The organism is Pseudorhodobacter antarcticus, assembly GCF_900110135.1.
GTDB classification, from domain to species: domain Bacteria; phylum Pseudomonadota; class Alphaproteobacteria; order Rhodobacterales; family Rhodobacteraceae; genus Pseudorhodobacter; species Pseudorhodobacter antarcticus.
In genome coordinates this window covers 1-25,163 of record NZ_FOCO01000019.1, presented here as the reverse complement: position 1 = coordinate 25,163, position 25,163 = coordinate 1, and the positions used below count along the sequence as shown (strand labels likewise).

Sequence of the window (25,163 nt, the reverse complement as noted above, 5' to 3'; positions counted from 1 at the left end):
CTGTTTGCGATGGTTGCAATTTGCAGGAATATGGCCTGCAAGACTTTGCAAATTTTCCGAAATTCGCTTTTCGGGTGGGGTGTAAGTGGATAGGGTTGGGCAAATTTGAGGAGGGGCTTGCCATGAAAGATATCCTGCAAGAGCTGGAGGACCGCCGTGCTGTGGCCCGTCTGGGTGGCGGTGCGCGCCGGATTGAGGCGCAACATTCCAAAGGCAAGCTGACCGCGCGCGAACGGATTGAACTGCTGTTGGACGAGGGATCGTTCGAGGAGTTTGACATGTTTGTGGCGCATCGCTGCACCGATTTCGGGATGGAAAAAGAGCGGCCTGCGGGGGACGGCGTGGTGACGGGCTGGGGCACGGTGAACGGGCGCATGGTCTATGTATTTTCGCAGGATTTTACGGTGATGGGGGGGTCTGTTTCGGAAACCCACGGGCAAAAGATTTGCAAAATTATGGACATGGCGATGCAAAACGGCGCGCCGATCATTGGGATGGACGATTCCGGCGGCGCGCGCATCCAAGAGGGGGTGGCGAGTTTGGCGGCGTATGGCGAGGTGTTTCAGCGCAACATCATGGCCAGCGGTGTGGTGCCGCAGATTAGTTTGATCATGGGGCCGTGCGCGGGGGGGGCGGTGTATTCGCCCGCCATGACCGACTTTATTTTCATGGTCAAAGACAGTTCATACATGTTTGTCACGGGCCCAGATGTGGTGAAAACGGTGACCAATGAGGTGGTGACCGCCGAGGAATTGGGCGGGGCATTGACCCATACCAACAAATCCAGCGTTGCCGATGGAGCCTATGAGAATGATGTGGAGGCGCTGGCGGAAACGCGGCGTTTGATCGACTTTTTGCCGATGTCAAACCGCGACCGCGCGCCTGTGCGACCGTTTTTCGATGACCCCGCGCGGGTGGAGATGAGCCTTGATACGCTGATCCCCGACAACCCGAACCAGCCGTATGATATGAAGGAATTGATCCTGAAGCTGGCGGATGAGGCCGATTTTTTCGAGATTCAAGCGGCGTTTGCGGGCAACATTCTGACCGGGTTTATTCGGTTGGAAGGGCAGACAGTGGGGGTTGTGGCCAACCAGCCCACGGTTTTGGCGGGGTGTTTGGACATTGACAGCAGCCGCAAGGCCGCGCGGTTTGTGCGGTTTTGTGATGCGTTTGAAATTCCGATTTTGACCCTGGTTGATGTGCCCGGATTTTTGCCGGGTGTGGGGCAAGAACATGCAGGCGTGATCAAGCATGGGGCAAAACTGTTGTTTGCTTATGGCGAAGCGACGGTGCCGAAAGTGACGGTGATCACGCGCAAAGCCTATGGTGGGGCCTATGTTGTGATGGCGTCCAAACATTTGCGCGCAGATTTCAACTATGCCTGGCCCACGGCGGAAATTGCGGTGATGGGGGCCAAAGGGGCCACCGAGATTATCCACCGCGGCAAATCGGCAGAGGAGATTGCGGCGCTGGCGGCGAAATATGAGGACCGTTTTGCCAACCCGTTTGTGGCCGCTGAAAAGGGATTTATCGACGAAGTGATTATGCCCCATTCGACGCGGCGGCGTGTGGCACGGGCTTTTGCAAGTTTGCGCGGTAAGAAGCTTACAACTCCGTGGAAAAAGCACGATAACATACCGCTATAACCCATAAGGCGGAGTGCGCATGACTGTTTCCCTTGATATTGCAAAAGAGGCGGCTGATCCGGCCGTTGTGGCGCTTGATTTGTCCTGTTTGGACCGTGAAGATTTGATCAACATCATCTTGCAGCGGTCTGAAGTGATGTTTGATCGGCCACGGTCGGGGCAAGTGATCCGGGCGTGGGCGGCGGGGGATATGGCCCCGATGGAGGCCGAGTTTGACCGCCTTGGCGTTGAAATTGCGCGGCGGGCGGCGGGGGTTATCCATGCCGAATACCGCGAGATTGCACCATTGCTGCGCGAACTTGCACCAACGCGGGTGGCCGATATTGGCTGCGGCTATGGGTTTTTCGATCTGTTTGTGGCGCGGGATTTGAAGGCGGATGTGGTGCTGATTGATCTGGAAAGCAATGAGCGCAAGCATTTCGGCTTTCAAGAGGAAGGAGCCGCCTATTCCAACCTGTCGCGGGCCAAGGAATTGCTGCGCGCCAACGGGGTTTTGGCCAAGCAAATCACCACGGTGAACCCGCAAACCAAAGCGCCTGAAACGGTCAAGCCTGTTGATTTGGCAGTGTCTTTTCTGTCTTGCGGCTTTCATTATCCTGTGGATTTGTACTTGCCGTTTTTGGACCGCGCCTTGGTGCCCGGCGGGGCTGCGATTTTCGATTTGCGCGAAAGCACGGCAGAGGCGCAGGTGGTGGCGTTGGCGCAATTTGGCGATGTGAGTGACCTTGAGGGGCCACCCAAAACGCGGCGCGTGCTGTTGCGAAAGGCCAGCGCATGAGCGGGTTTGAGGTGCCATCGGGGCAGGTCGTTACCTTGCAGGATATGTTCTGGGAGGAAGGCGATGAATTGATTTTGCGCGTGCGGTTTATTGCGCCGCAAATCGCGCGGGGGGAGGGGGCGGTTTCGCATGATGTGGCGGCGGTTGATATGCGCCATTTGTGCGAAACCATCATATTGCCACAGATTGAATCTGGCGCGGACAAGCCCGCCCAGGTTGTCGTGACTTTTTCGGATATCGAGGTGCCGTTTGGCGAAGCCAGCCCTGACGCCACACAGTTTTTTGAAGCGTACCAGATCCAAGACGGTGCCTGCATATCGGAGCTATTTTGATGAAAACACAATATGTAGGGGGCGTTGGCAGGAATACGCCGGTTGCTGATGTAACCAAGCCACATACGGATAACTTGCACAATATCTTGTGTCCTTCAGCTGCGGAGCAGGGTATTATTTCCCTAGGCCGAACCCAAGCGGCCGATATCTCGCATTTGGGACGCGTGACGGGACAATCCGGCGGGCCAATCCCACAAGAAACTAGGAGACGAGGATGTCCACGAGCAAGAAAGCAATTCTGGCGCTTTGCACATTTGCCTTTTTGGCAGCATGCGGCGGCGCAAAAGAAACTGAAACTGTGTATATCGAAGATACAGCAGTTTCGGCTGAGCCAACTTACACCGGCAAATACAAGTAAGACTGCGGGGCGGGTGCAAGGCGCATTGCGCGCCGTGCCCGCCCTTTTTCTGTGCCGCATGCCCCATATTGGGGGTGCGTTATGATCAAGCATCGTGGCTTTCCGGGGCGGTTGCCGTCCACTGATTTCCAGTTCGTGATCCGCCGGGGCAACAAGGCCGGGGCGACCAAAATCATCAAACGTGAACGATACCGCGACCGCGCGGCGGTGGACCGTAAGGCCGATGAAGGCTTTATGAAAGCGCTGTGGATTCATTTTGGCGAAGAGCCGTTTGAACGTGGCAACCTGGATGCGGGCCGCCTGTCGTGGCTGTTTGGCCGTGAGGTGGTGCCCGCTGAGGAGCCGTTTGACGCTGAGGATTACGAGGCGATGCTGAAGATCAATGTGAAGATCGCCGAGGCGTCATTTCCCAAAGTGTTCGCGCCCGATGCCCCCCCGTTGGAGGACGATTGGGACGATTGGGGCGACGAGGAGGAATAGGCATGATCTTGCGCAGCGCCACATCTGATGGGCCAAAAGCCGCTATTCGGCGGGGCGTTGTGCCGATGGCTGGCCGGGTGTTGGGGGCGGGATTTTTGCGTGGGATCAAGGGTATGGTTGTGGCGGGGGGCGGGGTGGCGCACCGCGCATCACAACTGCGCGGGTCGGCGGGGTTGCGCCGGGCCGCCGGAATTTCCCCCTTTCTTTTACCGTCAGAGACGTTAGAATTGGTCGCAATAAAAACCCATAAAAGAGGCTTCGTAGCATGCGTAAATCATCCTTCCTTATCGTGGCGGCCGCCGCATTGGCCCTGTCGGGCTGCGTTCAAAACAGCAACTCGCCTGTCAACAACGCCGCTGTGCGCACCATTGGTGGCGCGGCAACTGGCGCTGTTATTGCCAGTGCCACGGGCGGCAGCAAAACCCAAGGCGCGCTTATTGGTGCGTTGGCGGGCGGCGTGTCGTGTGGCCTGCCGGGCCTTACGCCTTGTAACTAATACCAGCATTTCTGCGCTGCGATTTGTCGCGGTGATCGATCTGACGAGGCCATTCGGGGTAATTCCCCGAGTGGCTTTTTTGCATTTTTCGCCAAGGGCGTGCCAAGGGCGTGTTTAAAAAGGGACCCAAATGTTCAAGAAAATCCTGATCGCAAACCGGGGCGAGATTGCCTGCCGTGTTATCAAATCCGCCCGCGCGATGGGCATTAAAACGGTGGCGGTCTATTCGGACGCGGACCGGGGTGCGCTGCATGTGCGGATGGCGGATGAGGCGGTGCATATTGGCCCGGCCCCTGCCAACCAATCCTATATCGTGATTGAAAAGATCATGGCGGCGGTGCGCCAAACGGGTGCCGAAGCCGTGCATCCGGGTTATGGGTTTTTGTCTGAGAATATGAATTTCGCGGCGGCGTTGGAACGCGAAGGCGTTGTTTTCATTGGCCCCCCAAGTTCCGCGATTGAGCAGATGGGCGACAAGATTACATCCAAAAAGCTGGCGATGGAGGCGGGGGTTTCGACCGTGCCCGGCTATATGGGCATTATTGCGGACGCGGAGGAAGCGGTGCGGATTTCGGGTGAAATCGGTTATCCGGTGATGATCAAAGCCTCGGCGGGCGGGGGCGGCAAGGGGATGCGGATTGCATGGTCCGAGGGGGAGGTGGCCGAGGGGTTTGCATCATCCAAGAACGAGGCGGCGGCGAGTTTTGGCGACGACCGGATTTTCATTGAGAAATTCGTGACGCAGCCGCGCCATATTGAAATTCAGGTGCTCGCCGATCAGCACGGCAATTGCGTGTATTTGCACGAACGGGAATGTTCGATCCAGCGCCGCAACCAAAAGGTGATTGAGGAAGCGCCCTCGCCGTTTTTGGACGCGGCAACGCGCAAAGCGATGGGCGAGCAGGCCTGTGCGCTGGCGCAGGCTGTGGGGTACACATCGGCCGGGACGGTGGAATTTATCGTGGACGGGGCCAAGAATTTTTACTTTTTGGAAATGAACACGCGGTTGCAGGTGGAACATCCTGTCACCGAATTGATCACGGGCGTGGATTTGGTTGAACAGATGATCCGCGTGGCAGCGGGGCAGGCGTTGCCGTTCAAGCAGGCGGATTTGAAGATTAACGGCTGGGCGATGGAAAGTCGTTTGTATGCCGAGGATCCTTATCGTGGGTTCCTGCCGTCCATTGGGCGTTTGACGCGCTACCGCCCGCCCGTTGAAGGGGAAACCCCGCGCGGCGGCATTGTGCGCAATGATACCGGCGTGTTTGAAGGCGGCGAGATCAGCATGTTTTACGACCCGATGATCGCCAAGCTGTGCACATGGGGACCAACGCGGGCGCAAGCGATTGAAGAAATGCGGCTGGCGCTCGACACGTTTGAGGTGGAGGGGATTGGGCATAACTTGCCGTTTTGTTCGGCCGTGATGGACCATCCGCGCTTTGTTTCCGGCGATATTACAACCGCGTTTATTGCCGAGGAATACCCGGATGGGTTTGCGGGCGTGACGCTGAAGGATGATTTGGCGCGGCGTGTGGTGGCGGCGGCGGCGGCGATGAACCGGGTTGCGGAAATTCGCCGTAGCCGGATTTCGGGCACAATGGACAACCACGAACGTAAAGTGGGCAGCGATTGGACCGTGACCTTGCAAGGGGCGGCGCATCCGGTCGTGATTGCGGCGGACCGTGCCGGGTCGACCATTCGGTTTGCCGATGGCACGCAGATGCGGGTGGAAAGCGATTGGACACCCGGCCAGCCGCTTGCGCGGTTGACGGTGGATGGCACTCCTTTGGTGATGAAGGTGGGCAAGGTGCCGCAGGGGTTCCGCTTGCGGCTGCGCGGCGCGGAATTTCTGTGCCATGTGCGCACTCCACGGCAGGCGGAACTGGCGGGATTGATGCTGGAAAAAGTGCCAGCGGATACGTCGAAATACCTGTTGTGCCCCATGCCGGGGTTGATTGTAAAAATCAACGTGGCCGTGGGCGACGAGGTGCAAGAGGGCCAAGCGCTGGCCACGGTTGAGGCGATGAAGATGGAAAACATCCTGCGCGCTGAGAAAAAGGGCGTGATCAAATCGGTCAACGCCACAGCGGGTGCCAGCCTGAAGGTGGACGAAGTGATTATGGAGTTTGAATAAGGTGGTCCGCCCCCCAATTTTTGCTGTAAAAACAGGGGGTTGGGGTTACCGCCCCGCCGGGAAGCGTTCCAGTGCCTCTTGGCGGGTCAATGGGAATTTATCAATGGCGCGGGTAATCTCGCGCACATCCCAGGGCCTTGGTTTGCGAATTTCCACGCCGCCATCCTTGTCCATCAGCACGAGTGAAAACCCGCGCGGGCGCAAGGTGGTGCGGATGGACCCTTTGGCGGCGGGGTTGGTGTCGACGATCACCACCACGTCGCGTTCGGCCAATTGGCCGGGACGTTGGGCCAAATATTCCAATTGCGTGGCCACGGATGGGTCATTGGGGCTGTCAGCAAACACCACAACCGGGCGTTTGAGCCAGAGAAATTCGGACAGCGTGACGCCTGCGGCATCCAGTACAACCAGCGGCTCCTCTTGGGCGGCGGCGGTGTGGGCCATCAGCGGCAAAAGCGCTGTGAGAACAAGAATTTGAAGTCGTTTCATGCGGTCTCCTTCACCCCAGATATAGGGTGTAATGGCCGCAAACCAAAGAAAGAATGTCATGGGCGCGGCCTTTGACGCGAAGGAAAGGGAATTGCCATGACGGACGCCTTGAAAACCTGGGAAAAGCTGGCGCAAAAAGAGCTGAAAGGCCGTGATCCGGCAACCCTGACATGGGACACGCTGGAGGGGATTAAAATCAAGCCCTTGTATACGGCGGCCGATACGGACGGTTTGGCGCATATGGGTGGTGTGCCCGGTGTGGGGCCGTTCACGCGCGGGGTGCGGGCCACGATGTATGCGGGCCGCCCGTGGACCATCCGCCAATACGCCGGGTTTTCGACGGCCGAGGCGTCGAACGCGTTTTACCGCAAAGCGCTGGCCGCAGGGCAGCAGGGTGTCTCGGTGGCGTTCGATTTGGCGACGCACCGGGGCTATGACAGCGACCATCCGCGCGTTGAAGGTGATGTGGGCAAGGCGGGCGTGGCGATTGATAGTGTGGAGGATATGAAGATCCTGTTCGACGGCATCCCGTTGGAAAAAGTCAGCGTTTCCATGACGATGAACGGTGCCGTGATCCCGATCTTGGCCAATTATATCGTGACCGGAGAGGAGCAGGGCGTGGCCCGTGCGGACCTGTCTGGCACCATTCAGAATGATATTCTGAAAGAATTTATGGTGCGCAACACCTATGTGTACCCGCCCGAACCCTCGATGCGCATCATCGCGGATATTATCGAATATACGGCGGCGGAAATGCCGAAATTCAACTCCATCTCCATTTCTGGCTATCACATGCAAGAGGCGGGCGCGAATTTAGTGCAGGAACTCGCGTTCACGCTGGCCGATGGGCGCGAATATGTGCGCACGGCGATTGCGCGCGGCATGGATGTGGATGCGTTTGCGGGGCGGCTGTCGTTTTTCTTTGCAATCGGCATGAACTTTTTTATGGAGGCAGCAAAGCTGCGCGCCGCCCGCCTGCTGTGGCATCGCATCATGACGGAATTTGGCGCGCAAAAAGAGGGGTCTTTGATGCTGCGCACGCATTGCCAGACCAGTGGCGTAAGCCTGCAAGAACAAGACCCCTATAACAACGTGGTGCGCACGGCGTATGAGGCGATGGCGGCGGCATTGGGCGGCACGCAATCGCTGCACACCAACGCGCTGGATGAGGCGATGGCCCTGCCGACCGAATTTTCGGCCCGCATTGCGCGCAACACCCAGTTGATTTTGCAGGAGGAAACTGGGGTGACCAAGGTCGTCGATCCGTTGGCGGGGTCGTATTATGTCGAAAGCCTGACCGCGCAATTGGCGGAGGAGGCGTGGAAGCTGATCGAGGAAGTGGAGGAAATGGGCGGCATGACGAAAGCGGTGGCGACCGGCATGCCCAAGCTGCGGATTGAGGAATCTGCCGCGCGGCGCCAAGCGATGATTGACCGGGGCGAAGAGGTGATCGTGGGCGTCAACAAATACAAGCTGGCGCAGCAGGATGCGATTGATATCTTGGATATTGATAATGTGGCGGTGCGTGACAGCCAAATCGCGCGGCTGGCCAAAACCCGTGCGGCGCGGGACCAAACCGCTTGTGATGCGGCCCTGTTGGAATTGGGTCGTCGCTGCGCCGAAGGGGGCAATTTGCTGGAGGCGGCGGTGGTTTGTGCCCGCGCCCGCGCCACGGTGGGCGAGATTTCATTGGCGATGGAAGCCACGTTTGGCCGCCACCGCGCAGAGGTGAAAACGCTTGCGGGTGTTTATGGCGCGGCCTACGCGGGCGACGAAGGCTTTGCCGCGATCCAACAGGATGTTGAGGCGTTTGCCGAAGAAGAGGGCCGCCGCCCGCGCATGCTGGTTGTGAAAATGGGCCAAGACGGCCATGATCGCGGTGCCAAGGTCATCGCCACCGCCTTTGCCGATATCGGGTTTGATGTTGATGTTGGGCCTTTGTTCCAAACGCCCGAGGAGGCGGCGCAAGATGCGGTGGACAATGACGTGCATATCATCGGCATTTCCAGCCAAGCGGCAGGGCATAAAACGCTGGCCCCGAAACTGGTGCAAGCGCTAAAGGCCGCAGGGGCGGGCGATATTTTGGTGGTCTGCGGCGGCGTTATTCCGCAGCAAGATTACCAATTCCTTTATGATGCGGGGGTCAAAGCGATTTTCGGCCCCGGCACCAATATCCCGGAGGCGGCAAAGGATATTTTGCGCCTGATCCGCGAAACACGCGCCTAACGCCCCCATTCATCTTGGCTAAAATACCTTTGGGGGTGAGGGGCGCAGCCCCGAGGGGGCAAACAGCCCCCTTTTTCACCCTTAATAACCCATCACAGCTCGATCTGGCCGTCGGGCGATTGATCAATGGCTGGGTTTGCGTCGGGTTTGGGAAGGGCGGGCAGCAGCGCGGGCGGGGGCGGCGCATCCGCTTTGCGCCGAATGATGATATCGCCGTTTTCCAACCGTTGCGGCGCATCGTAATATTGCACATCGCCGATCAGGTCTGCCAATTGCCGCGCCATGGGTTGCAGCGACTTCATCGCTTCGGCCATATCCTCAAGGGCGGGTTCGACGTCTTGCATCAACCCTTCAAACAGCAACCGCATGCCACGATCAATCAGGCCCAAGCCGTCGTTTGGTCCCGGAGGCAGGGTGGGCGAAGTGTCTTGGGGCATGGCAGGGGTTGCCAGCAAAATCGCCAGGGCAAGGGGGGCGAGGATGTGTTTCATATTGCAGATATGGGGAGGGGGGGGCCGCATGTCCAGCCCTTTCAACGCGCGGGGGGGACGAGGTCCAGCGTGACGGGGAAATGGTCGGATGCCGCCAGCAGGGCTGTGCGCAAGGCGGGATCGCCCCAACAGGCCGGATCATCCAGCGGGTGCCAGATGCGCCATTCGGGCGTCGACGTTGCCGCCAAACCGGGGGACAGCAGGATAAAATCAAGCATCGCGCCAAAATAGCGTTTGTGCGCGGGGTCGTAAAACCGTGCGGATGTGGGGCTTAACCCCAAGCGGCGGGACAAGATCATTTGGGCAAAAGGCTCTGCCATTTGGCGATCAACGGGGCCGTCGGTGCCGATCACAATTTCGATGCCGGATTTGCCAAACAGTTTTTCATAGTCGTCCAATCCCGGCCCGTCGTTGAAATCGCCCATCACAATCAGCGCATCGCCCGCGTCCAGATGCACATCCACCCGCGCGCGCAGCCACAAGCATTGCGCCAGTTGTTTGCGGCGGTTTTCAATCGCGATACGGTTCATTTGGGCGGGGTTGCGCCCGCCGTGGGGCGATTTTGATTTGGCGTGAACGCCGATTAGGTGCAGGGCTTGGCCTGTTGCGCGGTCGGTCACCGCCACCTCCAACGGGGGTTTGGAAAAGCGGATGCGTTCGGGGCGGGCGTCGGTGTTCAGGTCGTGCCAAAACACCCCGTCAAAGCGCTGCACGCCCCCCGCATCGCCGTGGGAGGAGGGGGGTGCCCCTTGGGGGGCGTGGGTGGCCGTGAGACGGGTCGGGTCATAGAGAAACGCGATTTCTTGTTCGGTGTCTGAGGTGAAGCCGTGCAGCGCGCGGGTGGTGCGCAACCCACAGCGCGCCGCGAAATTTTCCAGCGCCTGGGTGGTTTTGCGGCGCGATCCGGTATCGGGTGCTTCAATAATCATCACCCCATCGGCGTCCATCGCGGTGAACACGGCCGCAAGGGCGGCCAGTTGTTCGCCCCGCGTGATGTCATGCCGGGCGGAGCGTTGGATGTCGTCCAACAGATTGCCATCATCATCAAACAGGGCGTTGAACCATTCGACGTTATAGGTGGCAAGGCGCAGGGGTTTCATGCCGCGCGTTTTCCATTAATCTCTTCCCATGCCGCGTTGATGTCGATCATGCGGCGGCTGGCGAGTTCGACGGCCTCGGGCGGGACGCCGCGCGCGATCATGCGGTCGGGGTGGCTGTCGCGCACGGCCTGTTTCCATGCGGCGCGCACATCTGCAATCGGGGCGCCGGGGGCCACACCCAGCACATCGTAAGGGTCGCGCGGCGCGCCTTCGACGAACCGCGCGCGCAAGCTGCGAAAGCACGGGTCGCCAAGGCCGAAAATGCGGGCGACTTCGGCCAAGAACGCATCTTCATTCGGGTGGTATTCGCCATCGGCCATCGCGATGGTGAACAACCCTTCCAGCAGGTCAATCAGGGTTTGGCGGCCTTCATCGGGGAAAAGGGCTGCGATTTTATGGGCATAGGCATCAAATCCTGCCACGTCCTGGCGCGCGAGGTTGAACACGCGGGCGGCGTTCGCCTCCTCTTCGGGCGGGACGGTGAACAGGCGGCGAAAGGCGGTGACTTCATTGCGGGTAACTTGCCCATCGGCCTTGGCCATTTTTGCGCCCAAAGCGATGACCGCGATGGTGAAATTGACAGAGCGTTCGGGCGTGTCGATTTTCGCGCCGCGCAGGCGGTCAAGGACCACTGACAAACCTTCGCCCGCCGCCAAAGCGGCCAGCGCGTCGTTGATACGGGTCCAGATTGAGGTTTCCATGCGGCCTTATACCTTGGAAGCGGGGGCGATGTTAGGTCAGGAATTTCTGCATCAGCACAAGGTCGTGATAGCGGCCGAATTTATAGCCGACTTGCGGCAAAAGCCCTGCCTGCGCGTAGCCCAAGCGGGCGTGAAAGGCGATGCTGGTCGTGTTGTCGGCGGTGATTGCGGCGATCATGACATGCGCGCCCGCGGCGGCGGCATTGGATTCGACGGCATGCATCAACGCGCGGCCAAACCCGAGGCCGTGGGCGGCGGGCGACAGGGCAAGCGAGTGTTCCATCGTGCGCAGATAACCGGGTGAGGGGCGAAATTGCGCATAGGTGGCATAGCCTTTGATGCCGTCAAGGTCGGCGACAAAAGTGTCAAACCCCAGCGCGCGGCGTTCGGTGATCATGGCCGCCACATCGGCGTGGGATTTAAGGACGCTTGTGACGGTGATGGTTGTTTCGGCGATCACTTGGTTCATGATCGCGGCAATCGCGGGCACATCGGCACTGGTCGCGGGGCGGATCATTCCAGCACGCGCGGTCCGTTTGGGGTGGCAAATTCGGCGCGCAGGGCGTGATGCCCGTGGGCGATGTGCAAGCGCGGATCGGTAAGCCCGGCCAGCGATGTTTGCAGCGCATGTGCATCGGGGGTGGTGATGTGGAGGGTGGTAAGGCGCACGGCTTGGTCGGGCAGGCGGTGCGCGGGATGGGCGCTGCCCATCCATTGCAACAGGGCGGGATGTGCGCCGCCGTAGGGCAGGCGACCGTCTGCGGGAATGGCCATGCGCCAGCGCAAATCGCCGCGTGCAAGGTCGGTGGCCTGGCCGCTGCCGGGCAGTTGGGCCAGCCCTGCGTCCAGATCATCGCAGGCGATGATCCAATTGGTCAGCCGGGGCTGCCCGGTGTAATTGTCCAAATCGAACCAACGCGGATGCGGTGGGGTGGGGGCTGCGGGGTTGATCGCAATCACCTCTAGGTACAAATCCCCAAGGTTTAACAAGCGGTTGTGGGTGGACATGTGGGGATGTTCACCGCCCGGCGCGAGGGGGACGCCAAGGGTGGATTCTAGCCATAACGCACCTTCGGCCAAATTGGTGGCGGAGACCGCCAGATGATCGAGCTTAAACATCGGGGGCGTTTTCGGTGATTGCGGGGCCGTCGATCACCACGGGAATTGCGCGCAAGGCGGTGGCAAAGGAGCGAAACCGCGCCTCTGTCACCTCGCCAAACAGGTCGCGGCCCATGGGGGTTAGGGTCAGTTCCAGCACCTTTTTGCGCGGGAACCATTGCAGGCTGCCTGCGTTTTCGGGGCCTGTGGCGGAAAACATGGCACCGAACCGCATGGCCTTGCCCAGCACTTCGGCCTTTTGGATCTGATCGTCGGTCAGCAGGCGAAACAGGGGTTCAAGGCGCGACCCGGCGCGGCTGTTTTTATAGCGGTGCAGCAAGGACAGGCCCAAAAACACGCGGCCCGGATGGTCAAGCCCGCCCAGATTGGCGCGGGTGGCGTTGTCAAAGCACACTTCGGCGCGGTAATCGGGATGGGCGCGCCATGTGGTGTCGTGGAGCAGGCAAGCTGCTTTGATCAGGCGCATCTCCTCGGCGGTGGCGGTTTTGAAGATGGGCAGCAGGAAATTGAACAGCTTTTTGCCAAAACCGGGCAGGCGCGCGGAGGTGATTTCGGTGGCGCGCGCCGCCTCGATCAACGGGTCGCGGGCGCGCAGTTTTTCGTGCATTTGTTCGTAGAGCAGCCCTTCGCGAATGCCATAGCTGGACACGTCGATTTCGCGGGGTTTGAAAATGCGGATCATTTCGCGCAACACCTCGGACGCAAGCGGGACCAGCGCCATGCGTTCGGCGCCAGTGCCCGTGCGGGCGCGCAGCATGGCGGGGTCGGACACCGCGATCCAATCCAGCGTGTCCAGCACCGACTGCGGGGTCATGCGGTATTCGTGCAAAACGGTGAGGGGATAGTTGCGCCGCTCCATATCCAGACGCGCGATGACCCGCCACGAGCCGCCGACCAGATAAATGCGGTCGCCATCGGGTTCCAGTTTGGATTTCAGTTTTTTCAGCACGCGGTCGATCAGCAAACGGCGTTTTTCCACGCCGCCTTCGACCTGTTGCAGACGGAAGGGGCCAAGCGGGGATGTGGCGCGGGTGCCGACCTTGCCATTGCCGATGCGCGCCATTTCCATGGAGTTGCCGCCAATGTCGCAAACAATGCCCTTCGCCTCGGGCCAGCCCAGCAGCACACCTTGGGCGGACAGGCGCGCCTCCTCCTCGCCATTCACGACCCAGAGTTTTAGGCCGGTTTCGGCCAGCACAAGGGCGGCAAATTCGGGGCCATCACTGGCCTCGCGCACGGCCGCCGTGGCGACGCAGGTGAGCGGCGATATGCCCATGCCGCGGGCCAGAATGGCAAAGCGTTTCAGCGCGATCAGAGCGCGCTTTTTGCCTTCAACGTTCAGTTTTCCGGTTTCGGCAAGGCCCTTGCCCAAGCCCGCCATCAGTTTTTCGTTGTAAAAATAGGCGGGTGAGCGCGCGGCCCCGTCAAACACCACCATCCGCACCGAGTTGGAACCGACATCGACCACGCCAAAGCGGCTGAGGGCGCGGACCTGCGGATCATCGAGCAGGGAGCGACCAAAGGGGCCACCATCATCAAGCGCAGGTGTGGGCTTTTGGGTTTTGGGGGCTTTGGTCTTGGTCGTTTGCGCCATTATCATCTGCTTTTGGTTATTGCGCGCAGACTTTGCCGCGTTGCAGCGTGGAGGTCAACGATTCATGCCGTTCGATTGGCCAAGTGGTTAAGGGGTGTCGTCGCGGCTGTGCGCCAGTTTTGGGACATCCTTGGCACCGACTTTGCCGCGCCCGGACAGGGACGGGTTTTCCATAAAGAAACGGTGGCAGTTGAACAGGCGACCATCCTTTGGCGTTAGGCTGCGGGTGTAGCAGCCATTGGGGCCAAGGACCCAGCTTTGCGCCTCATCCGCCATATTGGCGGCCATGATTTGGCTGACGATTTGGGCTTTTACTGTTGGGTTATGTGCCTCCACCAACGTCTCTACGCGGCGCGACAGGTTGCGGCCCATCCAATCGGCGGAGGAGAAAAACACGCGGGCCTTTTTGGACGGCAGGCCGTGGCCGTTGCCAAAGCAGACGATGCGGGAATGTTCAAGGAAGCGGCCCACGATGGATTTGACGCGGATGTTTTCGGACAGCCCTTTGATGCCGGGGCGCAGCGCACAAATGCCGCGCACGACAAGGCTGATTTTGACGCCAGCGGCGGAGGCGGCGTAAAGCGCGTCGATGATATCGGGTTCGACAAGGGAGTTGACCTTGACCCAGATTTCCGCCGGGCGGCCCGCGCGGGCGTGGTCGCCTTCCGCTGCGATCAGTTCCAGCAGGCGGGGTTTTAGGGTGCTGGGCGCGATGGCGAGGTTTTCCAAACCTTCGGGTTGGACGTAACCAGACAGGTAGTTGAACACTTTGGTCGCATCACGGCCCAAGGCGGGGTCGCAGGTGAAAAACGACAGATCGGTGTAAATGCGGGCGGTGATGGGGTGGTAATTGCCCGTGCCGTAATGGGTGTAGGTGACCAGATTGTCACCTTCACGCCGCACCACGGTGCTGATTTTCGCGTGGGTTTTCAGGGTCATAAAGCCGTAGACCACATGCGCGCCTGCGCGTTCAAGGCGGCGCGATTGGCGAATGTTTGCGGCCTCGTCAAACCGGGCTTTCAGCTCCACCAGCGCAGTCACGGATTTGCCCGCTTCGGCCGCCTCACATAACGCGGCGACGATGGGGCTGTCGTGGCTGGTGCGGTAGAGGGTTTGTTTGATTGCCAAAACATTGGGGTCGCGCGCGGCCTGTTCCAGAAACCGGATGACCATGTCAAAGGTTTCATAAGGATGGTGCAGCAGCATATCCTTTTGGCGGATGGCGGCGAACATATCGCCTTCGTGGTCTTGGACGCGTTCGGGGATGCGGGGTGTGAATTTGGGCCATTGCAGGTCTTTGCGGCTGTCCAGCACCAATTCCTTGAGGTCGGCGACGCCCAAAAGCCCGCGCAATTCGACCACATCATCGTCGGTGACGCCAAGTTCCCCCATGATCAGGGCGCGCAGATCATGCGGCGCACCTGCGCTGATTTTCATGCGGATCACCTCGCCCCGGCGGCGGCGTTTTAGGGCGGTTTCAAATTCGCGGACCAGATCTTCGGCCTCATCCTCCACCTCTAGGTCGCTGTCGCGCAGCACGCGGAAGGTGCAATGGCCGCGATCGGTGTAGCCGGGAAAAAGCATGGAAAGGTGCAGGAGGAGGAGTTCTTCGAGCGGCAAAAAACGCGCCTCGCCATCCTTGGCGGGCAGCGGAACAAAGCGGTTGATTTGCTGGGGGATGGGTAGCAACGCTTGCAGCGCGCGGTGGTCGGTGGCGCGTTCCAGTTCGAGTGCGAGGCAAAACCCGGTGTTGGGGATGAAGGGAAACGGGTGCGCGGGGTCAATGGCAAGCGGCGACAGGACCGGGAACACCTTATTTACAAAGTAATCTTCGAGAAATTTCAAGTCGCGGGCGTTGAGTTTGGAGCGGGTGACGATGGTGATGCCCTGCGCGTCCATTTCCTTTTTCAGCTTGTTGAAAACGGTTTGTTGGGCTTGCAGCAAGCGGCGCGCGTTTTCATTGATCATCACCAATTGCTGGGCGGGGGTGTGGCCATCTTCAGACATCGCGGGTTTGCCGCCGCGCATCAAGGCCCGGTGGCCTGCCACGCGGACGGTGTAAAATTCATCCAGATTGGTGGCGGAGATAGAGAGAAAGCGCAGACGTTCCAGCAGCGGCACGGCGGGGTTCGACGCCTCATCCAGCACGCGCCAGTTGAAGGCGAGCCAGCTGAGTTCGCGGTTGAAAAACCGGGCGGGGCCGCGCAGATCGACGCCGGGCAGCGCCACGGGGGGCGCAAAGGGGGCAGAGAGGAAATCAGCCTGTGTCATGGCGGGGCTTATGTCTTTGGTTTGTAACGCGCATGTGGCAACTGTGGGCTGGGTTTTATGAATTGTCCAGCACAGTTGCGGCCAGCGCGCGGGTGACGCCAGTGCCGCGCGCAAGGGCGTGGGCATCCAACGTGGCGACCAGCGCGCGGGCGGCGTCAAAGCTGCGTTCCATGCGGGGCAAAAGATAGCCAATCAGGGCGGGCGTGACGCTGATTTGGCGGTCGGCGAACAGTTTGACCAGCACGGCGGCGAGCAGCGCATCATCGGGACCGTCCAGCCGGGTCAGGGGGGCAGCTTGGACGCGGCTGGCCAGATCGGGCAGGGTGAGGCCCCAATCGCGGGGCGCTGTGGCGGCGGTCATGAGCAACGGCGCGTTTCGGGCGGCGAGCATGTTGTGCAGATGGAACAGGGCGTTTTGCGCGCCGTTTTGGTGGGGCAGATTTTCGCAATCTTCCACCACCACGGCGGCTGCGGTGGCGAGGGTGGCGATATCGGCAGTGGCCAAACTGGCGGCTTGGTGCAGGGCGGCATTCGTGGTTTCGGCCCAGACATGCGCCAGATGGGTTTTGCCCGATGCGGGCGGGCCTGTCAGCACCATTTTGGCACTTGGCCAATTGGGCCAATCGTCCAATGCTGCCAGCGCTGCGGCATTGGTGGCGGAGACAAAGAAATCCCCCCGCCCCAAGGCCGCGCGAAATGGCAGATCAAAGGCCAGTTGATCGGTCACGGGGGGGATGTGTCATCGGGTGTGTTTGTGCCGCGATACAAAAGGCTGTCTTGGTATTGTTCAATCCCCCAGCGGGCGATCACGCCAATCGCGGCGGCCACAGGCACCGCGACCAGCATGCCGACAAAGCCCAGCACGGACCCAAAGGCAGACAGTGCAAACAAGAGCCACACCGGGTGCAGGCCCACGGAATTGCCAACCAGGCGGGGGGTGATCACGTTGCCTTCTAAAAACTGGCCGAGGGCGAAGATTGCGGCGACAATGCCGATGGAAATGGGGTCACCCCAAAACTGGAACAAGGCCAGACCGATTGCCAAAGCGCCGCCAACCAGTGCGCCGATATAGGGGATAAAGGTGATGGCCCCCGCAATCGCCCCCACAACCAGCCCAAATTCCAAGCCCGCCAGCATCAATGCCACCGAATAATAGACGCCCAGCACGATGCAAACGCTGATTTGGCCGCGCACGAATGCGGCCAGCACGCCATCAATGCGGCCCGCCAGCAAGCGCACGGTGGGGGCGTGGTCGCGCGGCAGCAGCGCGTCGATGCGGGCGACCATATTGTCCCAATCCAGCAGCAAGTAGAAAGCGACCACGGGAACCACGACCAAGAACAAAACTGCGTTCAGCACCCCAAGCGCGCTGGTGAACACGGTTTTCGCGGCCTCGGTGCCCCATTGGCGCAAATTGTCGCCGATGGACAAGATCGCCTTACGGATCACGCTGTTTTCATCCAGCAGCTCGGGGAATTGTTCGGTCAGCACGGCTTGCAGGCGTTGGAAAATGCGGGGGGTGGCGTCGATCAATGCGGTCAACTGTGCGGCGAGGGATGGGATGACGGCCAGCATCAGCAACACCGCAATCAGCAGCGCGGACAGCGATATGACGGTGGTAGCGACAACGCGGCTTGCGCCGAAGCGTTGGAGGCGGTCCGCCACCGGGTCCATGAAATAGGCAATCGCGCCGCCGACCAAGAACGGGGCCAGCACAGGGGCCAAAAACCACAGCACCAGCAAGAACACCACGCTGGCCACGCCCCAATAGGTCAATTGTTGTTTTACCGGCAATGCCATAGCGCCCCCATGAGTTAAGCCACACATTGCCCATTAGCCCGCCGTTTTCAAGGGCCGCGCCCGATGTGTGGTGCCTATTGGCGGTGCTTTGCAGCGATACCCTTGCTTGAACGGTTGGTTTTGCCTAAAGCTGCGGATAAATTCCTTTGCCCGATAGGTGCCTTGATGCGGCTGACACGCTATTTCCTTCCTGTTTTGAAAGACAATCCTGCCGAGGCGCAGATTGTCAGCCACCGCTATATGTTGCGGGCGGGTATGATAAAGCAGCAGGCGGCGGGGATTTATTCCTGGTTGCCGCTGGGGTTCAAAGTGCTGCGGCGGATTGAACAGATTGTGCATGAGGAACAAGCGCGCGCAGGCCATATTCCGTTGTTGATGCCCACACTGCAACCCGCTGATTTGTGGCGCGAATCCGGTCGTTATGATGATTATGGGCAGGAAATGTTGCGCATCAAGGACCGGCAGGGGCGGGACATGCTTTATGGTCCGACGAATGAGGAAATGATCACCGATATTTTTCGCGCCCATGTTGGCAGCTACAAGGATTTGCCGCTGACGCTGTACCACATCCAGTGGAAGTTCCGCGATGAGATGCGGCCACGGTTTGGCGTGATGCGGGGGCGCGAGTTCTTGATGAAGGACGGGTACAACTTTGATTTGACCAAGGAAGATGCGCTGCACGCGTATAACCGCCACTTGGTCAGTTATTTGCGTACTTATGAACGCATGGGGCTGCAAGCCATTCCGATGCGCGCGGATTCGGGGCCCATTGGCGGCGATGACACGCATGAATTTTTGGTGCTGGCCGAAACCGGCGAGTCGGAGGTGTTTTATGACGCCCAAGTGACCGACATCAAACTGGGCGCGCGCGAGATTGATTATGACGACAAAGCGCAGTGCGAGGCGGTGATGCAGGAGTTTACCTCGCTTTATGCTCGTACGGACGAGACGCATGATGTGGCGGTGTTTGATGCCATCCCCGAGGAACGGCGCAAATCGGCGCGGGGGATCGAGGTGGGCCAGATTTTCTATTTCGGCACCAAGTATTCCGATGCGATGGGGGCCAATGTGGTCACGCCCGATGGCGGCAAAGTGCCCGTGCATATGGGCAGCCACGGCATTGGCGTATCACGCTTGCTGGGTGCGATTATTGAGGCGAGCCATGACGATAAGGGTATCATCTGGCCCGAAGGTGTCACGCCCTTCCATTGCGGGATTGTGAACCTAAAGCAAGGCGACGCCGATACCGATGCGGCCTGTGAGGCGATGTATAAGGCGCTGCAAAAGGCTGGCCTTGACCCCTTGTATGACGACCGCGACGAACGCGCAGGGGCCAAGTTTGCGACGATGGATTTGATCGGCTTGCCGTGGCGCATCACCGTGGGGCCGCGTGGGTTGAAAAACGGCGTGGTGGAATTGACCAGCAGGCGCACGGGCGAAAGTGTAGAGATGACGGCAGAGGATGCCGTGGCGCGGATTGTCGAAATCTACGCCGGAATTTAAGGGCAGGGGGCAAGGATGATTGCTAAAATTCTTGCCCTTGCCGGTGGCATTTCGGGGGCTGTGGCGCTGTCGCAATACCCCGAATTTTCGCAGCAATATATTCAACGCCTTGGCGGCCAAGTCGATGCGCTGACGCTGGTGGTGGCCGATTTTGATCGGTCTGCCACCGCCAATGGCCTGACGCGGGACGCCGCACTGGACCAGTTGCAAGGCACCGCGTTTTTGGCCGCGCGCAAAACCGATACGGCGCGGATGTTTGCGCGCCACGAACGGTTGGCGGCGGATTTGGCGTTTTTGCGGCTGGCCAGCCCGATGGAACGCATCGCAATGCCGCATAGGTTGGGCGACGCAGAAACGTTCGCCGCGACATGGGGGGATTACCAACCTGCGCTGCCCTTGACGGTGGCGGGGGCTGTGGCTGGGGTGCTGGGGTTTTTTGGCGGTTTTGCGGGGATAAAATTGGTTTTTTCCATTCTTGGTTGGCCGTTTCGGCGGTTGCGCGCGAAAAGCCCGGTGCGCGACGCCGCACACGGGCGCGTGCATTGACCCGGCGCTTGGTTAACCCTATGGCCTAGGGCCAAGACGCCGCCCGATTACAGGAGATATGCCTTTGTCCACCCCGCCCTTTGCGCCGTTTGAATGGATGATCGCGTGGCGGTATCTGCGCGCCAAACGGGCCGAAGGTGGCGTGTCGGTGATGACCTGGATCAGCTTGATCGGCATCACGTTGGCGGTGTTTGCGCTGATTGCCACCTTGTCGGTGCGCGCAGGGTTTCGCGCGGAATTTGTGGACACGATTTTGGGGGCCAACGCCCATGTGACCATCTATGCCAGCCAGCATGAGGCGGCGGATGGGCGTACCATTCGCAGCTTTGAAGATTATGATGCGGTGGCGCAAAACGTGGCCGCCGTGCCGGGTGTGACGCGCGCGGCCCCCATGCTGCGCGGCCAAGTGATGGCGACATCGGGTGATCGCAGTTCGGGGGTTGAGGTGTACGGCATGCGCGCCGCCGATATGCGGTCCATCCCGCGCGTGGGCGACGGGGCGGAGGCATATGGCGCGATTGAACGCTATGATGAAGGCATCGCGATAGGGTCGGGGGTGGCGCGCGAATTGGGGGTGACGGTGGGCGACCGTATTCGCCTGATTTCGCCCAATGGGGTGAAAACCGCCTTTGGCACCAGCCCGCGCGTATCGGCCTATGAGGTGGTTTATGTCTTTACCGCTGGGCGCTATGACATTGACCGCACACGGATTTATATGCCGCTGGCGCAGGCGCAGACCTATTTCAACCGCGAAGGTTTGGCGGATGAGATTGAGGTGATGGTGACAGACCCCGAAGGCGTGGACCGGATGGTGTATGACCTGATGGGGGCTGCGGGGCCGCTGGCCAATGTCTGGACATGGCGCGACAGTTCGGGCGGATTTTTGCGCGCGCTGGATATTGAGGATAATGTGATGTTCATCATCATGTCCGTTTTGGTGCTGATTGCAGCGATGAACATTGTGTCGGGGCTGATTATGTTGGTGAAAAACAAAGGCCGCGATGTTGGGATTTTGCGCACGATGGGCCTGACCGAAGGGTCGATTTTGCGCGTGTTTTTCATCTGTGGCGCGTTTACCGGGATTATTGGCACCGCGCTGGGCGTGGTGTTGGGCTGCGTGTTTGCGGTCTATATCGACCCGATTTTCAGCTTTGTGAATTATGTTGCGGGGGGCGGCGTGTGGGACCCGGCCATTCGCGGCATTTATGCGCTGCCCGCCAAGCTGCAACTTGCCGATGTGATGTCGGCGGTGGGGTTGTCGCTGGGGCTGTCGTTTGTGGTGACCATATTCCCGGCGCGCCGTGCGGCCCGAATGAACCCCGTGGAGGCGCTGCGCTATGAATGACATCATGCTGTCGCTGCAAGACGTGACCAAAGCCTATAACAAAGGCAAGCCCGCCGAGGTGCAAGTGCTGCGCGGCGCGTCCCTGACCGTGGCGCGGGGCGAGGTGGTGGCGCTGGTGGCCCCATCGGGGGCCGGCAAATCGACGTTGTTGCATATCGCGGGGTTGCTGGACACCGCCGATAGTGGCGAAATGCGGTTGGGGGGCACCGATTTGGCGGGTTTATCCGACCGCGCGCGCACCGATGCGCGCCGCCGCGATGTGGGTTTTATTTACCAGTTTCACCACCTGCTGCCCGAATTTTCGGCGTTGGAAAACATCACCCTGCCGCAGCTCGCCAATGGCGTGGCGCGCAGCGTGGCCGATGCGCGGTCGCGGATGCTGTTGGACCAAGTGGGCGTGGGTCACCGCGCGGTTCACCGCCCCGCCGCCCTGTCGGGGGGCGAACAACAGCGCGTGGCCTTTTGCCGGGCGCTGGCAAACGGCCCGCGTTTGCTGTTGGCGGATGAACCCACGGGCAACCTTGACCCCGCCACATCGGACCAAGTGTTCGGCGCATTGATGGCGCTGGTGCGCGACACCGGGCTGTCAGCTTTGATCGCCACGCATAACATGGAATTGGCCGCAAGGATGGACCGCATCGTGCGGCTGGAGGCGGGGCAGGTCGTGGTGTGACACGCTCACGCGCGCTTCAAGCAGTTGTGTGCCCTGTTACAGCCAAAGGGTGCTAGGGCTAAGGCTACATATATTGGAGGCCCCATGACGCGTTTTATTCTTGCCAGCATTTTGGCCGCATTCCTTGCCCCCAGCCTGACCACCAGCGCGCAAGCGCAAAGCGTGGCCTTTGACAACACATGGAAAACCCAACGGTTTTCGCTGTTTTCGTCGAATAAATACGGGTTTGGCGGTCGGTCGATGTCCATTGCATCGGATGGATCGGTATCGCTGGCGTATGCCCGCGTGACTGAAGCATCTTGGGGGGCAAAGGCGGCGAAATGGTCTTGGGGGGTGACGCAATCAGTGCCCGCCACGGATTTGGCGAAAAAAGGCGGCGATGATCGCAATGCGTCACTGTATTTCGTGTTTTTGCCCGAGGCAGAGGCGCGCGCGCTGGGCGCAAATGCCGATGTGCGCAAGCTGTTGACCAAAGATTCCGCACGGGTGTTGACCTATGTTTGGGGCGACAACCGGGCGCGGGGCACGCAGCTTGCCAGCCCGTACCTTGGCAGTCGCGGCAAAACGATTTTGCTGCGGGCGGCGGGGACGGGGCAACATTCCGAAAGCGTGAATTTGGTGGCGGATTACAAGCGCGCGTTTGGTGGAACGCCGGGGGCCTTGGTTGGGTTGGCCGTGTCTGCGGACAGCGACGACACCAAAACCGCCATTCGTGCCAGCATCAGCGGGCTGTCGTTGAACTGACGCGGGCGGGGGCATCGAAGCCGATCCAAGTCGCAATGCCCATGCGCCGCGCCGCCCAGACCAAAGCGAGGGGGCCAAGGACGCCCGCGATTGTGCCCAAGCTAAGGTGCAGCGCAAGGTTTTCGGTGCCAAGCGCGCGCAAAATCAAACGGGTGCCTGCCGAAAAAATCACATGGGTCAGATAGATCGGCATGGTCACCCGCCCAAGCGCAAGCAAGCCTGCGTGCCAGCGCGCCCCTGACGGCAAGTTCGCAAACAGGCCGATGAACGCGGCGGTGCCAAGCACCATCGCCAGCGCTGCGACCAGTGGATGCAGCACGGTCACGCCGCTTGCGACCATGCCTTGCGCCAGCACAAAGGCGGCAATCCCCGGCCAAATCAGCGCGCGGTGCAGCAGCTTGCCCGACCCCGCCACCACAGCAAAGGCCAGCCCTGCGAAAAACGGTGGGGCATAGATGACGCTGGGCCACAGGCTGTCGAAGGGGCTGACGTTGATCCAGCCCATGATCGCAGCGATAGACAGCCCCGCAAGGGTTATGAGGCGCAGGGTGCGCGGCAAGCGCGTGACGGCCCAACCGATGATATGCAGAATAAACAGCGTGTACAGAAACCAGAAAATGCCGATGGGCGGCAGGACCGACAGCGCCACCTCGGGCCATATCAAAACCTGCCCTTTGATTGGGATGTTTGCGGCGGTTTTTAGGGCAGCATCAATCCAACCCCACAGCAGCATTGGCCAGATCAGCAGAATTGCGCGGTTTTGCATGAAATCTGTCAAAGGGAGGCGGGCGCTGAAGAACAGGCCGGACAGGAAGAAAAACACCGGCATGTGAAAGAGGTAAATGGCGGCGTCGATGCGTTGATAAAGACCCGTATTGGGGATCATTTCGGCGGTGAAAAGCCCGCGCCAAACATGGCCTATGACTACCAGAATGATGGCCGCCCCCTTGACCACGTCAAACCCGGAACGTCGCTGCGGCATCACACCCCCGGCCTGCGCTGATTGCTCGCGGTTCATGCCGGGGGCGGGGGAGTATTGTCAAAGGGAAAATATCGGGTTTTTGCGGCAGGGTGCGGGGGGCGGAGGGGAGTGCGCAGAGAGGGGGAGAGTCGGGGTGAACCCCGACCTACGCCTGACGCGGTGGTTATTTGATCTTTTTGCCCGCGATGGTGGTCGCATCCTTGCCCGCGTTGGAATTGGCGGTGGCGAGGATTTTGACCTTTTCCTTTTTGGGCTTTTTGGTTTCCTTGTTGCCTTTGTTTTTCTCTTTGGACATGGGGTGTTCCCTTTGGCCGAAGTTTCCGCCGTGCGGGGTGCCGGGCGGATGGTTGCGCGATATGCACATCAGGGGCGGTGGGCCGGAGCCTGTGGTTGGAAGATGGGCTTGTGGGAGGGAGGATGCAAGGGGGCGTAGGGTGGGTTTTAACTTGCTGTTGGTGGGGTGGGGGAGTTGTGGGGTGGAACCTCACCCTACGTTTGCTTCTAACAGGGCCAAAGGGTGGCGTAATTGTCTCGAAGAGCCGAAATTAAAGTGAAACTATTTTGAGGCGTGCCGAACACTTCGTATGTCACCTATGTTTTCCAAAGCCGAGAAACGGTTCAAACTTATCGAATAACGGGTTAAGTTGGTCCGTTAACCAAGTGTTGTGATCGTGTTGTAATCTAACATTTTTTGTTCGTTCTTCACCCAGTTCTAAGTCTGCCAAAATTGATTGATACATTTTCATTTTGCCGGCATGATTTCGCACTTCCAGAAGATAGCGCTGGATGTCTTTCCCAAAAAGAAACCGTGATGCGTTGGCATGTGTCTGTGGATTTTCAATAACTTTCATCTGAGAGTTTTGCTTTTCCCAATATCTCAGACAAAAATGACTGTGCCTTTTTAAAAATCTGAAATCGTCTTTCAAACAGCTTTTCTCGTAAGTTTGCCCTGTTAACCGGCTCTGTTGCACAAATCCCATGAGGGATTCATCTTGTGAATCCAGCATGGTAGCTGTGTGGTATGAGTAAACCGACACCCCTCGCCTGCAAGACCAGGAACTGGTCCGCCTATAACGAAGCGCTCAAGCGTCGTGGCTCGCTGACGATTTGGTTCGATCCCACCATGACCTGGGAGGCTGCGCCGACCGGAAAACGTGGCCGACAGCCGACTACAGTGACGCTGCGATCCAGACATGTCTGACGATGAAAGTACTGTTCGGCATGGCGCTGCGGCAGACGACGGGGTTTGTCGAGAGCCTCCTGCACCTGATCGACTTGGATTGGGCGGTGCCAAACTTCAGCACCCTGAGCCGTCGCCAGAAGACCTTGAAGGTCAACATCCCCTACCGTGG

The 25,163-nt window shown here is 59.7% G+C and carries 27 protein-coding genes; 14 read left to right on the top strand and 13 right to left on the bottom strand.

All coding sequences use genetic code 11. The annotated features are described in order from the left end of the window. Positions 1 to 122 precede the first annotated feature (122 nt). The 7 genes from BMY36_RS10905 (at position 123) to BMY36_RS10880 (ending at position 6,227) form a co-directional block, all read left to right on the top strand. A complete protein-coding gene (locus BMY36_RS10905; protein WP_050518674.1) occupies positions 123 to 1,649 on the top strand; it encodes an acyl-CoA carboxylase subunit beta in 1,527 nt (508 codons plus the stop codon). Between the two features lie 19 nt (positions 1,650 to 1,668). Then, positions 1,669 to 2,427, top strand: coding sequence for a class I SAM-dependent methyltransferase (locus tag BMY36_RS10900; RefSeq protein WP_050518566.1), 759 nt, complete (start codon positions 1,669 to 1,671; stop codon positions 2,425 to 2,427). Beyond that, on the top strand, positions 2,424 to 2,759 hold the full coding sequence (locus BMY36_RS10895) for a DUF6497 family protein (protein ID WP_050518565.1): 336 nt from the start codon (positions 2,424 to 2,426) through the stop codon (positions 2,757 to 2,759). Before BMY36_RS10900 ends, BMY36_RS10895 begins: the two co-directional genes overlap by 4 nt. 214 nt (positions 2,760 to 2,973) lie before the next feature. Beyond that, a complete protein-coding gene (locus BMY36_RS19910) occupies positions 2,974 to 3,117 on the top strand; it encodes a hypothetical protein (protein ID WP_175469285.1) in 144 nt (47 codons plus the stop codon). A gap of 81 nt (positions 3,118 to 3,198) precedes the next feature. After that, positions 3,199 to 3,597, top strand: coding sequence for a hypothetical protein (locus BMY36_RS10890; RefSeq protein ID WP_050518564.1), 399 nt, complete (start codon positions 3,199 to 3,201; stop codon positions 3,595 to 3,597). 265 nt (positions 3,598 to 3,862) lie between these two features. Beyond that, positions 3,863 to 4,093, top strand: a complete 231-nt coding sequence (locus tag BMY36_RS10885; RefSeq protein WP_050518563.1) for a YMGG-like glycine zipper-containing protein — start codon at positions 3,863 to 3,865, stop codon at positions 4,091 to 4,093. A gap of 130 nt (positions 4,094 to 4,223) precedes the next feature. Next, entirely contained in the window at positions 4,224 to 6,227 is a 2,004-nt protein-coding gene (locus tag BMY36_RS10880; RefSeq protein ID WP_050518562.1) for an acetyl-CoA carboxylase biotin carboxylase subunit, read from the top strand. A gap of 45 nt (positions 6,228 to 6,272) precedes the next feature. Here the strand turns inward: BMY36_RS10880 and BMY36_RS10875 are convergent, their stop codons facing one another. Next, on the bottom strand, positions 6,273 to 6,716 hold the full coding sequence (locus BMY36_RS10875) for a DUF4174 domain-containing protein (RefSeq protein ID WP_050518673.1): 444 nt from the start codon (positions 6,714 to 6,716) through the stop codon (positions 6,273 to 6,275). Positions 6,717 to 6,812: 96 nt separating this feature from the next. On the opposite strand from BMY36_RS10875, the gene scpA reads away from it, so the two are divergent. Further along, positions 6,813 to 8,942, top strand: a complete 2,130-nt coding sequence (gene scpA / locus BMY36_RS10870) for a methylmalonyl-CoA mutase (protein ID WP_050518561.1) — start codon at positions 6,813 to 6,815, stop codon at positions 8,940 to 8,942. A 92-nt stretch (positions 8,943 to 9,034) separates the two neighbouring features. Here scpA and BMY36_RS10865 read toward each other — a convergent pair whose 3' ends face one another. The 9 genes from BMY36_RS10865 to BMY36_RS10825 all read right to left on the bottom strand — a co-directional run bounded on the left by BMY36_RS10865 (position 9,035) and on the right by BMY36_RS10825 (position 18,018). Further along, a complete protein-coding gene (locus BMY36_RS10865; RefSeq protein ID WP_050518672.1) occupies positions 9,035 to 9,433 on the bottom strand; it encodes a hypothetical protein in 399 nt (132 codons plus the stop codon). 41 nt (positions 9,434 to 9,474) lie between these two features. Next, positions 9,475 to 10,533, bottom strand: coding sequence for an endonuclease/exonuclease/phosphatase family protein (locus tag BMY36_RS10860; RefSeq protein WP_050518560.1), 1,059 nt, complete (start codon positions 10,531 to 10,533; stop codon positions 9,475 to 9,477). Continuing rightward, positions 10,530 to 11,234 (bottom strand): molecular chaperone DjiA, encoded by a 705-nt coding sequence (locus tag BMY36_RS10855; RefSeq protein ID WP_050518557.1) that lies wholly within the window; start codon positions 11,232 to 11,234, stop codon positions 10,530 to 10,532. The genes BMY36_RS10860 and BMY36_RS10855 overlap by 4 nt, the downstream gene beginning before the upstream one ends. A 31-nt stretch (positions 11,235 to 11,265) precedes the next feature. Continuing rightward, positions 11,266 to 11,751 (bottom strand): GNAT family N-acetyltransferase, encoded by a 486-nt coding sequence (locus BMY36_RS10850; RefSeq protein ID WP_050518556.1) that lies wholly within the window; start codon positions 11,749 to 11,751, stop codon positions 11,266 to 11,268. Further along, positions 11,748 to 12,353 carry a VOC family protein gene (locus tag BMY36_RS10845; RefSeq protein WP_050518555.1) on the bottom strand — a complete coding sequence of 202 codons (606 nt, stop codon included), beginning with the start codon at positions 12,351 to 12,353 and terminating at the stop codon, positions 11,748 to 11,750. Before BMY36_RS10845 ends, BMY36_RS10850 begins: the two co-directional genes overlap by 4 nt. Further along, positions 12,346 to 13,947 (bottom strand): Ppx/GppA family phosphatase, encoded by a 1,602-nt coding sequence (locus tag BMY36_RS10840; protein WP_050518554.1) that lies wholly within the window; start codon positions 13,945 to 13,947, stop codon positions 12,346 to 12,348. The genes BMY36_RS10845 and BMY36_RS10840 overlap by 8 nt, the downstream gene beginning before the upstream one ends. Positions 13,948 to 14,034: 87 nt before the next feature. Continuing rightward, positions 14,035 to 16,218 (bottom strand): RNA degradosome polyphosphate kinase, encoded by a 2,184-nt coding sequence (locus BMY36_RS10835; RefSeq protein WP_050518553.1) that lies wholly within the window; start codon positions 16,216 to 16,218, stop codon positions 14,035 to 14,037. Between the two features lie 55 nt (positions 16,219 to 16,273). Beyond that, complete coding sequence (locus tag BMY36_RS10830) at positions 16,274 to 16,945, bottom strand: P-loop NTPase family protein (protein WP_050518552.1); 672 nt, start codon at positions 16,943 to 16,945, stop codon at positions 16,274 to 16,276. After that, complete coding sequence (locus BMY36_RS10825; protein ID WP_050518551.1) at positions 16,942 to 18,018, bottom strand: AI-2E family transporter; 1,077 nt, start codon at positions 18,016 to 18,018, stop codon at positions 16,942 to 16,944. Before BMY36_RS10825 ends, BMY36_RS10830 begins: the two co-directional genes overlap by 4 nt. 165 nt (positions 18,019 to 18,183) lie before the next feature. Between BMY36_RS10825 and proS the strand changes: the two genes are divergently transcribed. From proS to BMY36_RS10800, 5 genes are all read left to right on the top strand, one after another. After that, the gene (proS, locus tag BMY36_RS10820) at positions 18,184 to 19,521 is read left to right on the top strand and encodes a proline--tRNA ligase (RefSeq protein WP_050518558.1); all 1,338 of its coding nucleotides are present in this window, start codon (positions 18,184 to 18,186) and stop codon (positions 19,519 to 19,521) included. 15 nt (positions 19,522 to 19,536) lie between these two features. Then, positions 19,537 to 20,067 carry a DUF2937 family protein gene (locus BMY36_RS10815; RefSeq protein ID WP_050518550.1) on the top strand — a complete coding sequence of 177 codons (531 nt, stop codon included), beginning with the start codon at positions 19,537 to 19,539 and terminating at the stop codon, positions 20,065 to 20,067. A 58-nt stretch (positions 20,068 to 20,125) separates the two neighbouring features. Continuing rightward, entirely contained in the window at positions 20,126 to 21,412 is a 1,287-nt protein-coding gene (locus tag BMY36_RS10810) for a lipoprotein-releasing ABC transporter permease subunit (protein WP_050518549.1), read from the top strand. Continuing rightward, entirely contained in the window at positions 21,405 to 22,085 is a 681-nt protein-coding gene (locus BMY36_RS10805) for an ABC transporter ATP-binding protein (RefSeq protein WP_050518548.1), read from the top strand. Before BMY36_RS10810 ends, BMY36_RS10805 begins: the two co-directional genes overlap by 8 nt. Before the next feature lie 84 nt (positions 22,086 to 22,169). Continuing rightward, positions 22,170 to 22,829: a DUF3047 domain-containing protein gene (locus tag BMY36_RS10800; protein WP_050518547.1), complete on the top strand. Its 660-nt coding sequence runs from the start codon at positions 22,170 to 22,172 to the stop codon at positions 22,827 to 22,829. Here BMY36_RS10800 and BMY36_RS10795 read toward each other — a convergent pair. The 3 genes from BMY36_RS10795 to BMY36_RS20295 form a co-directional block, all read right to left on the bottom strand. Continuing rightward, entirely contained in the window at positions 22,807 to 23,847 is a 1,041-nt protein-coding gene (locus BMY36_RS10795) for an acyltransferase family protein (protein ID WP_050518546.1), read from the bottom strand. The genes BMY36_RS10800 and BMY36_RS10795 overlap by 23 nt on opposite strands. Positions 23,848 to 23,974: 127 nt before the next feature. After that, positions 23,975 to 24,106: a hypothetical protein gene (locus BMY36_RS20750; RefSeq protein ID WP_269430806.1), complete on the bottom strand. Its 132-nt coding sequence runs from the start codon at positions 24,104 to 24,106 to the stop codon at positions 23,975 to 23,977. A 292-nt stretch (positions 24,107 to 24,398) separates the two neighbouring features. Further along, a complete protein-coding gene (locus BMY36_RS20295) occupies positions 24,399 to 24,662 on the bottom strand; it encodes a hypothetical protein (protein WP_050518545.1) in 264 nt (87 codons plus the stop codon). A 256-nt stretch (positions 24,663 to 24,918) separates the two neighbouring features. Here BMY36_RS20295 and BMY36_RS19495 point away from each other — a divergent pair. Further along, positions 24,919 to 25,163: transposase (locus BMY36_RS19495; protein WP_419186861.1), on the top strand; the 245-nt coding region annotated here is incomplete at its 3' end.

Excerpts from the sequence above, each read along its gene's own strand:
- BMY36_RS10880 (WP_050518562.1), top strand. The coding sequence starts at position 4,224 with ATGTTCAAGAAAATCCTGATCGCAAACCGGGGCGAGATTGCCTGCCGT.
- scpA (WP_050518561.1), top strand. The coding sequence starts at position 6,813 with ATGACGGACGCCTTGAAAACCTGGGAAAAGCTGGCGCAAAAAGAGCTG.
- BMY36_RS10815 (WP_050518550.1), top strand. The coding sequence starts at position 19,537 with ATGATTGCTAAAATTCTTGCCCTTGCCGGTGGCATTTCGGGGGCTGTG.
- BMY36_RS10845 (WP_050518555.1), bottom strand. The coding sequence starts at position 12,353 with ATGTTTAAGCTCGATCATCTGGCGGTCTCCGCCACCAATTTGGCCGAA.
- BMY36_RS19910 (WP_175469285.1), top strand. The coding sequence starts at position 2,974 with ATGTCCACGAGCAAGAAAGCAATTCTGGCGCTTTGCACATTTGCCTTT.
- BMY36_RS10835 (WP_050518553.1), bottom strand. The coding sequence starts at position 16,218 with ATGACACAGGCTGATTTCCTCTCTGCCCCCTTTGCGCCCCCCGTGGCG.
- proS (WP_050518558.1), top strand. The coding sequence starts at position 18,184 with ATGCGGCTGACACGCTATTTCCTTCCTGTTTTGAAAGACAATCCTGCC.
- BMY36_RS10810 (WP_050518549.1), top strand. The coding sequence starts at position 20,126 with ATGCCTTTGTCCACCCCGCCCTTTGCGCCGTTTGAATGGATGATCGCG.
- BMY36_RS10875 (WP_050518673.1), bottom strand. The coding sequence starts at position 6,716 with ATGAAACGACTTCAAATTCTTGTTCTCACAGCGCTTTTGCCGCTGATG.
- BMY36_RS10805 (WP_050518548.1), top strand. The coding sequence starts at position 21,405 with ATGAATGACATCATGCTGTCGCTGCAAGACGTGACCAAAGCCTATAAC.
- BMY36_RS10840 (WP_050518554.1), bottom strand. The coding sequence starts at position 13,947 with ATGGCGCAAACGACCAAGACCAAAGCCCCCAAAACCCAAAAGCCCACA.
- BMY36_RS10890 (WP_050518564.1), top strand. The coding sequence starts at position 3,199 with ATGATCAAGCATCGTGGCTTTCCGGGGCGGTTGCCGTCCACTGATTTC.
- BMY36_RS20750 (WP_269430806.1), bottom strand. The coding sequence starts at position 24,106 with ATGTCCAAAGAGAAAAACAAAGGCAACAAGGAAACCAAAAAGCCCAAA.
- BMY36_RS10885 (WP_050518563.1), top strand. The coding sequence starts at position 3,863 with ATGCGTAAATCATCCTTCCTTATCGTGGCGGCCGCCGCATTGGCCCTG.
- BMY36_RS10795 (WP_050518546.1), bottom strand. The coding sequence starts at position 23,847 with ATGAACCGCGAGCAATCAGCGCAGGCCGGGGGTGTGATGCCGCAGCGA.
- BMY36_RS10855 (WP_050518557.1), bottom strand. The coding sequence starts at position 11,234 with ATGGAAACCTCAATCTGGACCCGTATCAACGACGCGCTGGCCGCTTTG.
- BMY36_RS10825 (WP_050518551.1), bottom strand. The coding sequence starts at position 18,018 with ATGGCATTGCCGGTAAAACAACAATTGACCTATTGGGGCGTGGCCAGC.
- BMY36_RS10900 (WP_050518566.1), top strand. The coding sequence starts at position 1,669 with ATGACTGTTTCCCTTGATATTGCAAAAGAGGCGGCTGATCCGGCCGTT.
- BMY36_RS10800 (WP_050518547.1), top strand. The coding sequence starts at position 22,170 with ATGACGCGTTTTATTCTTGCCAGCATTTTGGCCGCATTCCTTGCCCCC.
- BMY36_RS10865 (WP_050518672.1), bottom strand. The coding sequence starts at position 9,433 with ATGAAACACATCCTCGCCCCCCTTGCCCTGGCGATTTTGCTGGCAACC.
- BMY36_RS10905 (WP_050518674.1), top strand. The coding sequence starts at position 123 with ATGAAAGATATCCTGCAAGAGCTGGAGGACCGCCGTGCTGTGGCCCGT.
- BMY36_RS20295 (WP_050518545.1), bottom strand. The coding sequence starts at position 24,662 with ATGAAAGTTATTGAAAATCCACAGACACATGCCAACGCATCACGGTTT.
- BMY36_RS10850 (WP_050518556.1), bottom strand. The coding sequence starts at position 11,751 with ATGATCCGCCCCGCGACCAGTGCCGATGTGCCCGCGATTGCCGCGATC.
- BMY36_RS10860 (WP_050518560.1), bottom strand. The coding sequence starts at position 10,533 with ATGAAACCCCTGCGCCTTGCCACCTATAACGTCGAATGGTTCAACGCC.
- BMY36_RS10895 (WP_050518565.1), top strand. The coding sequence starts at position 2,424 with ATGAGCGGGTTTGAGGTGCCATCGGGGCAGGTCGTTACCTTGCAGGAT.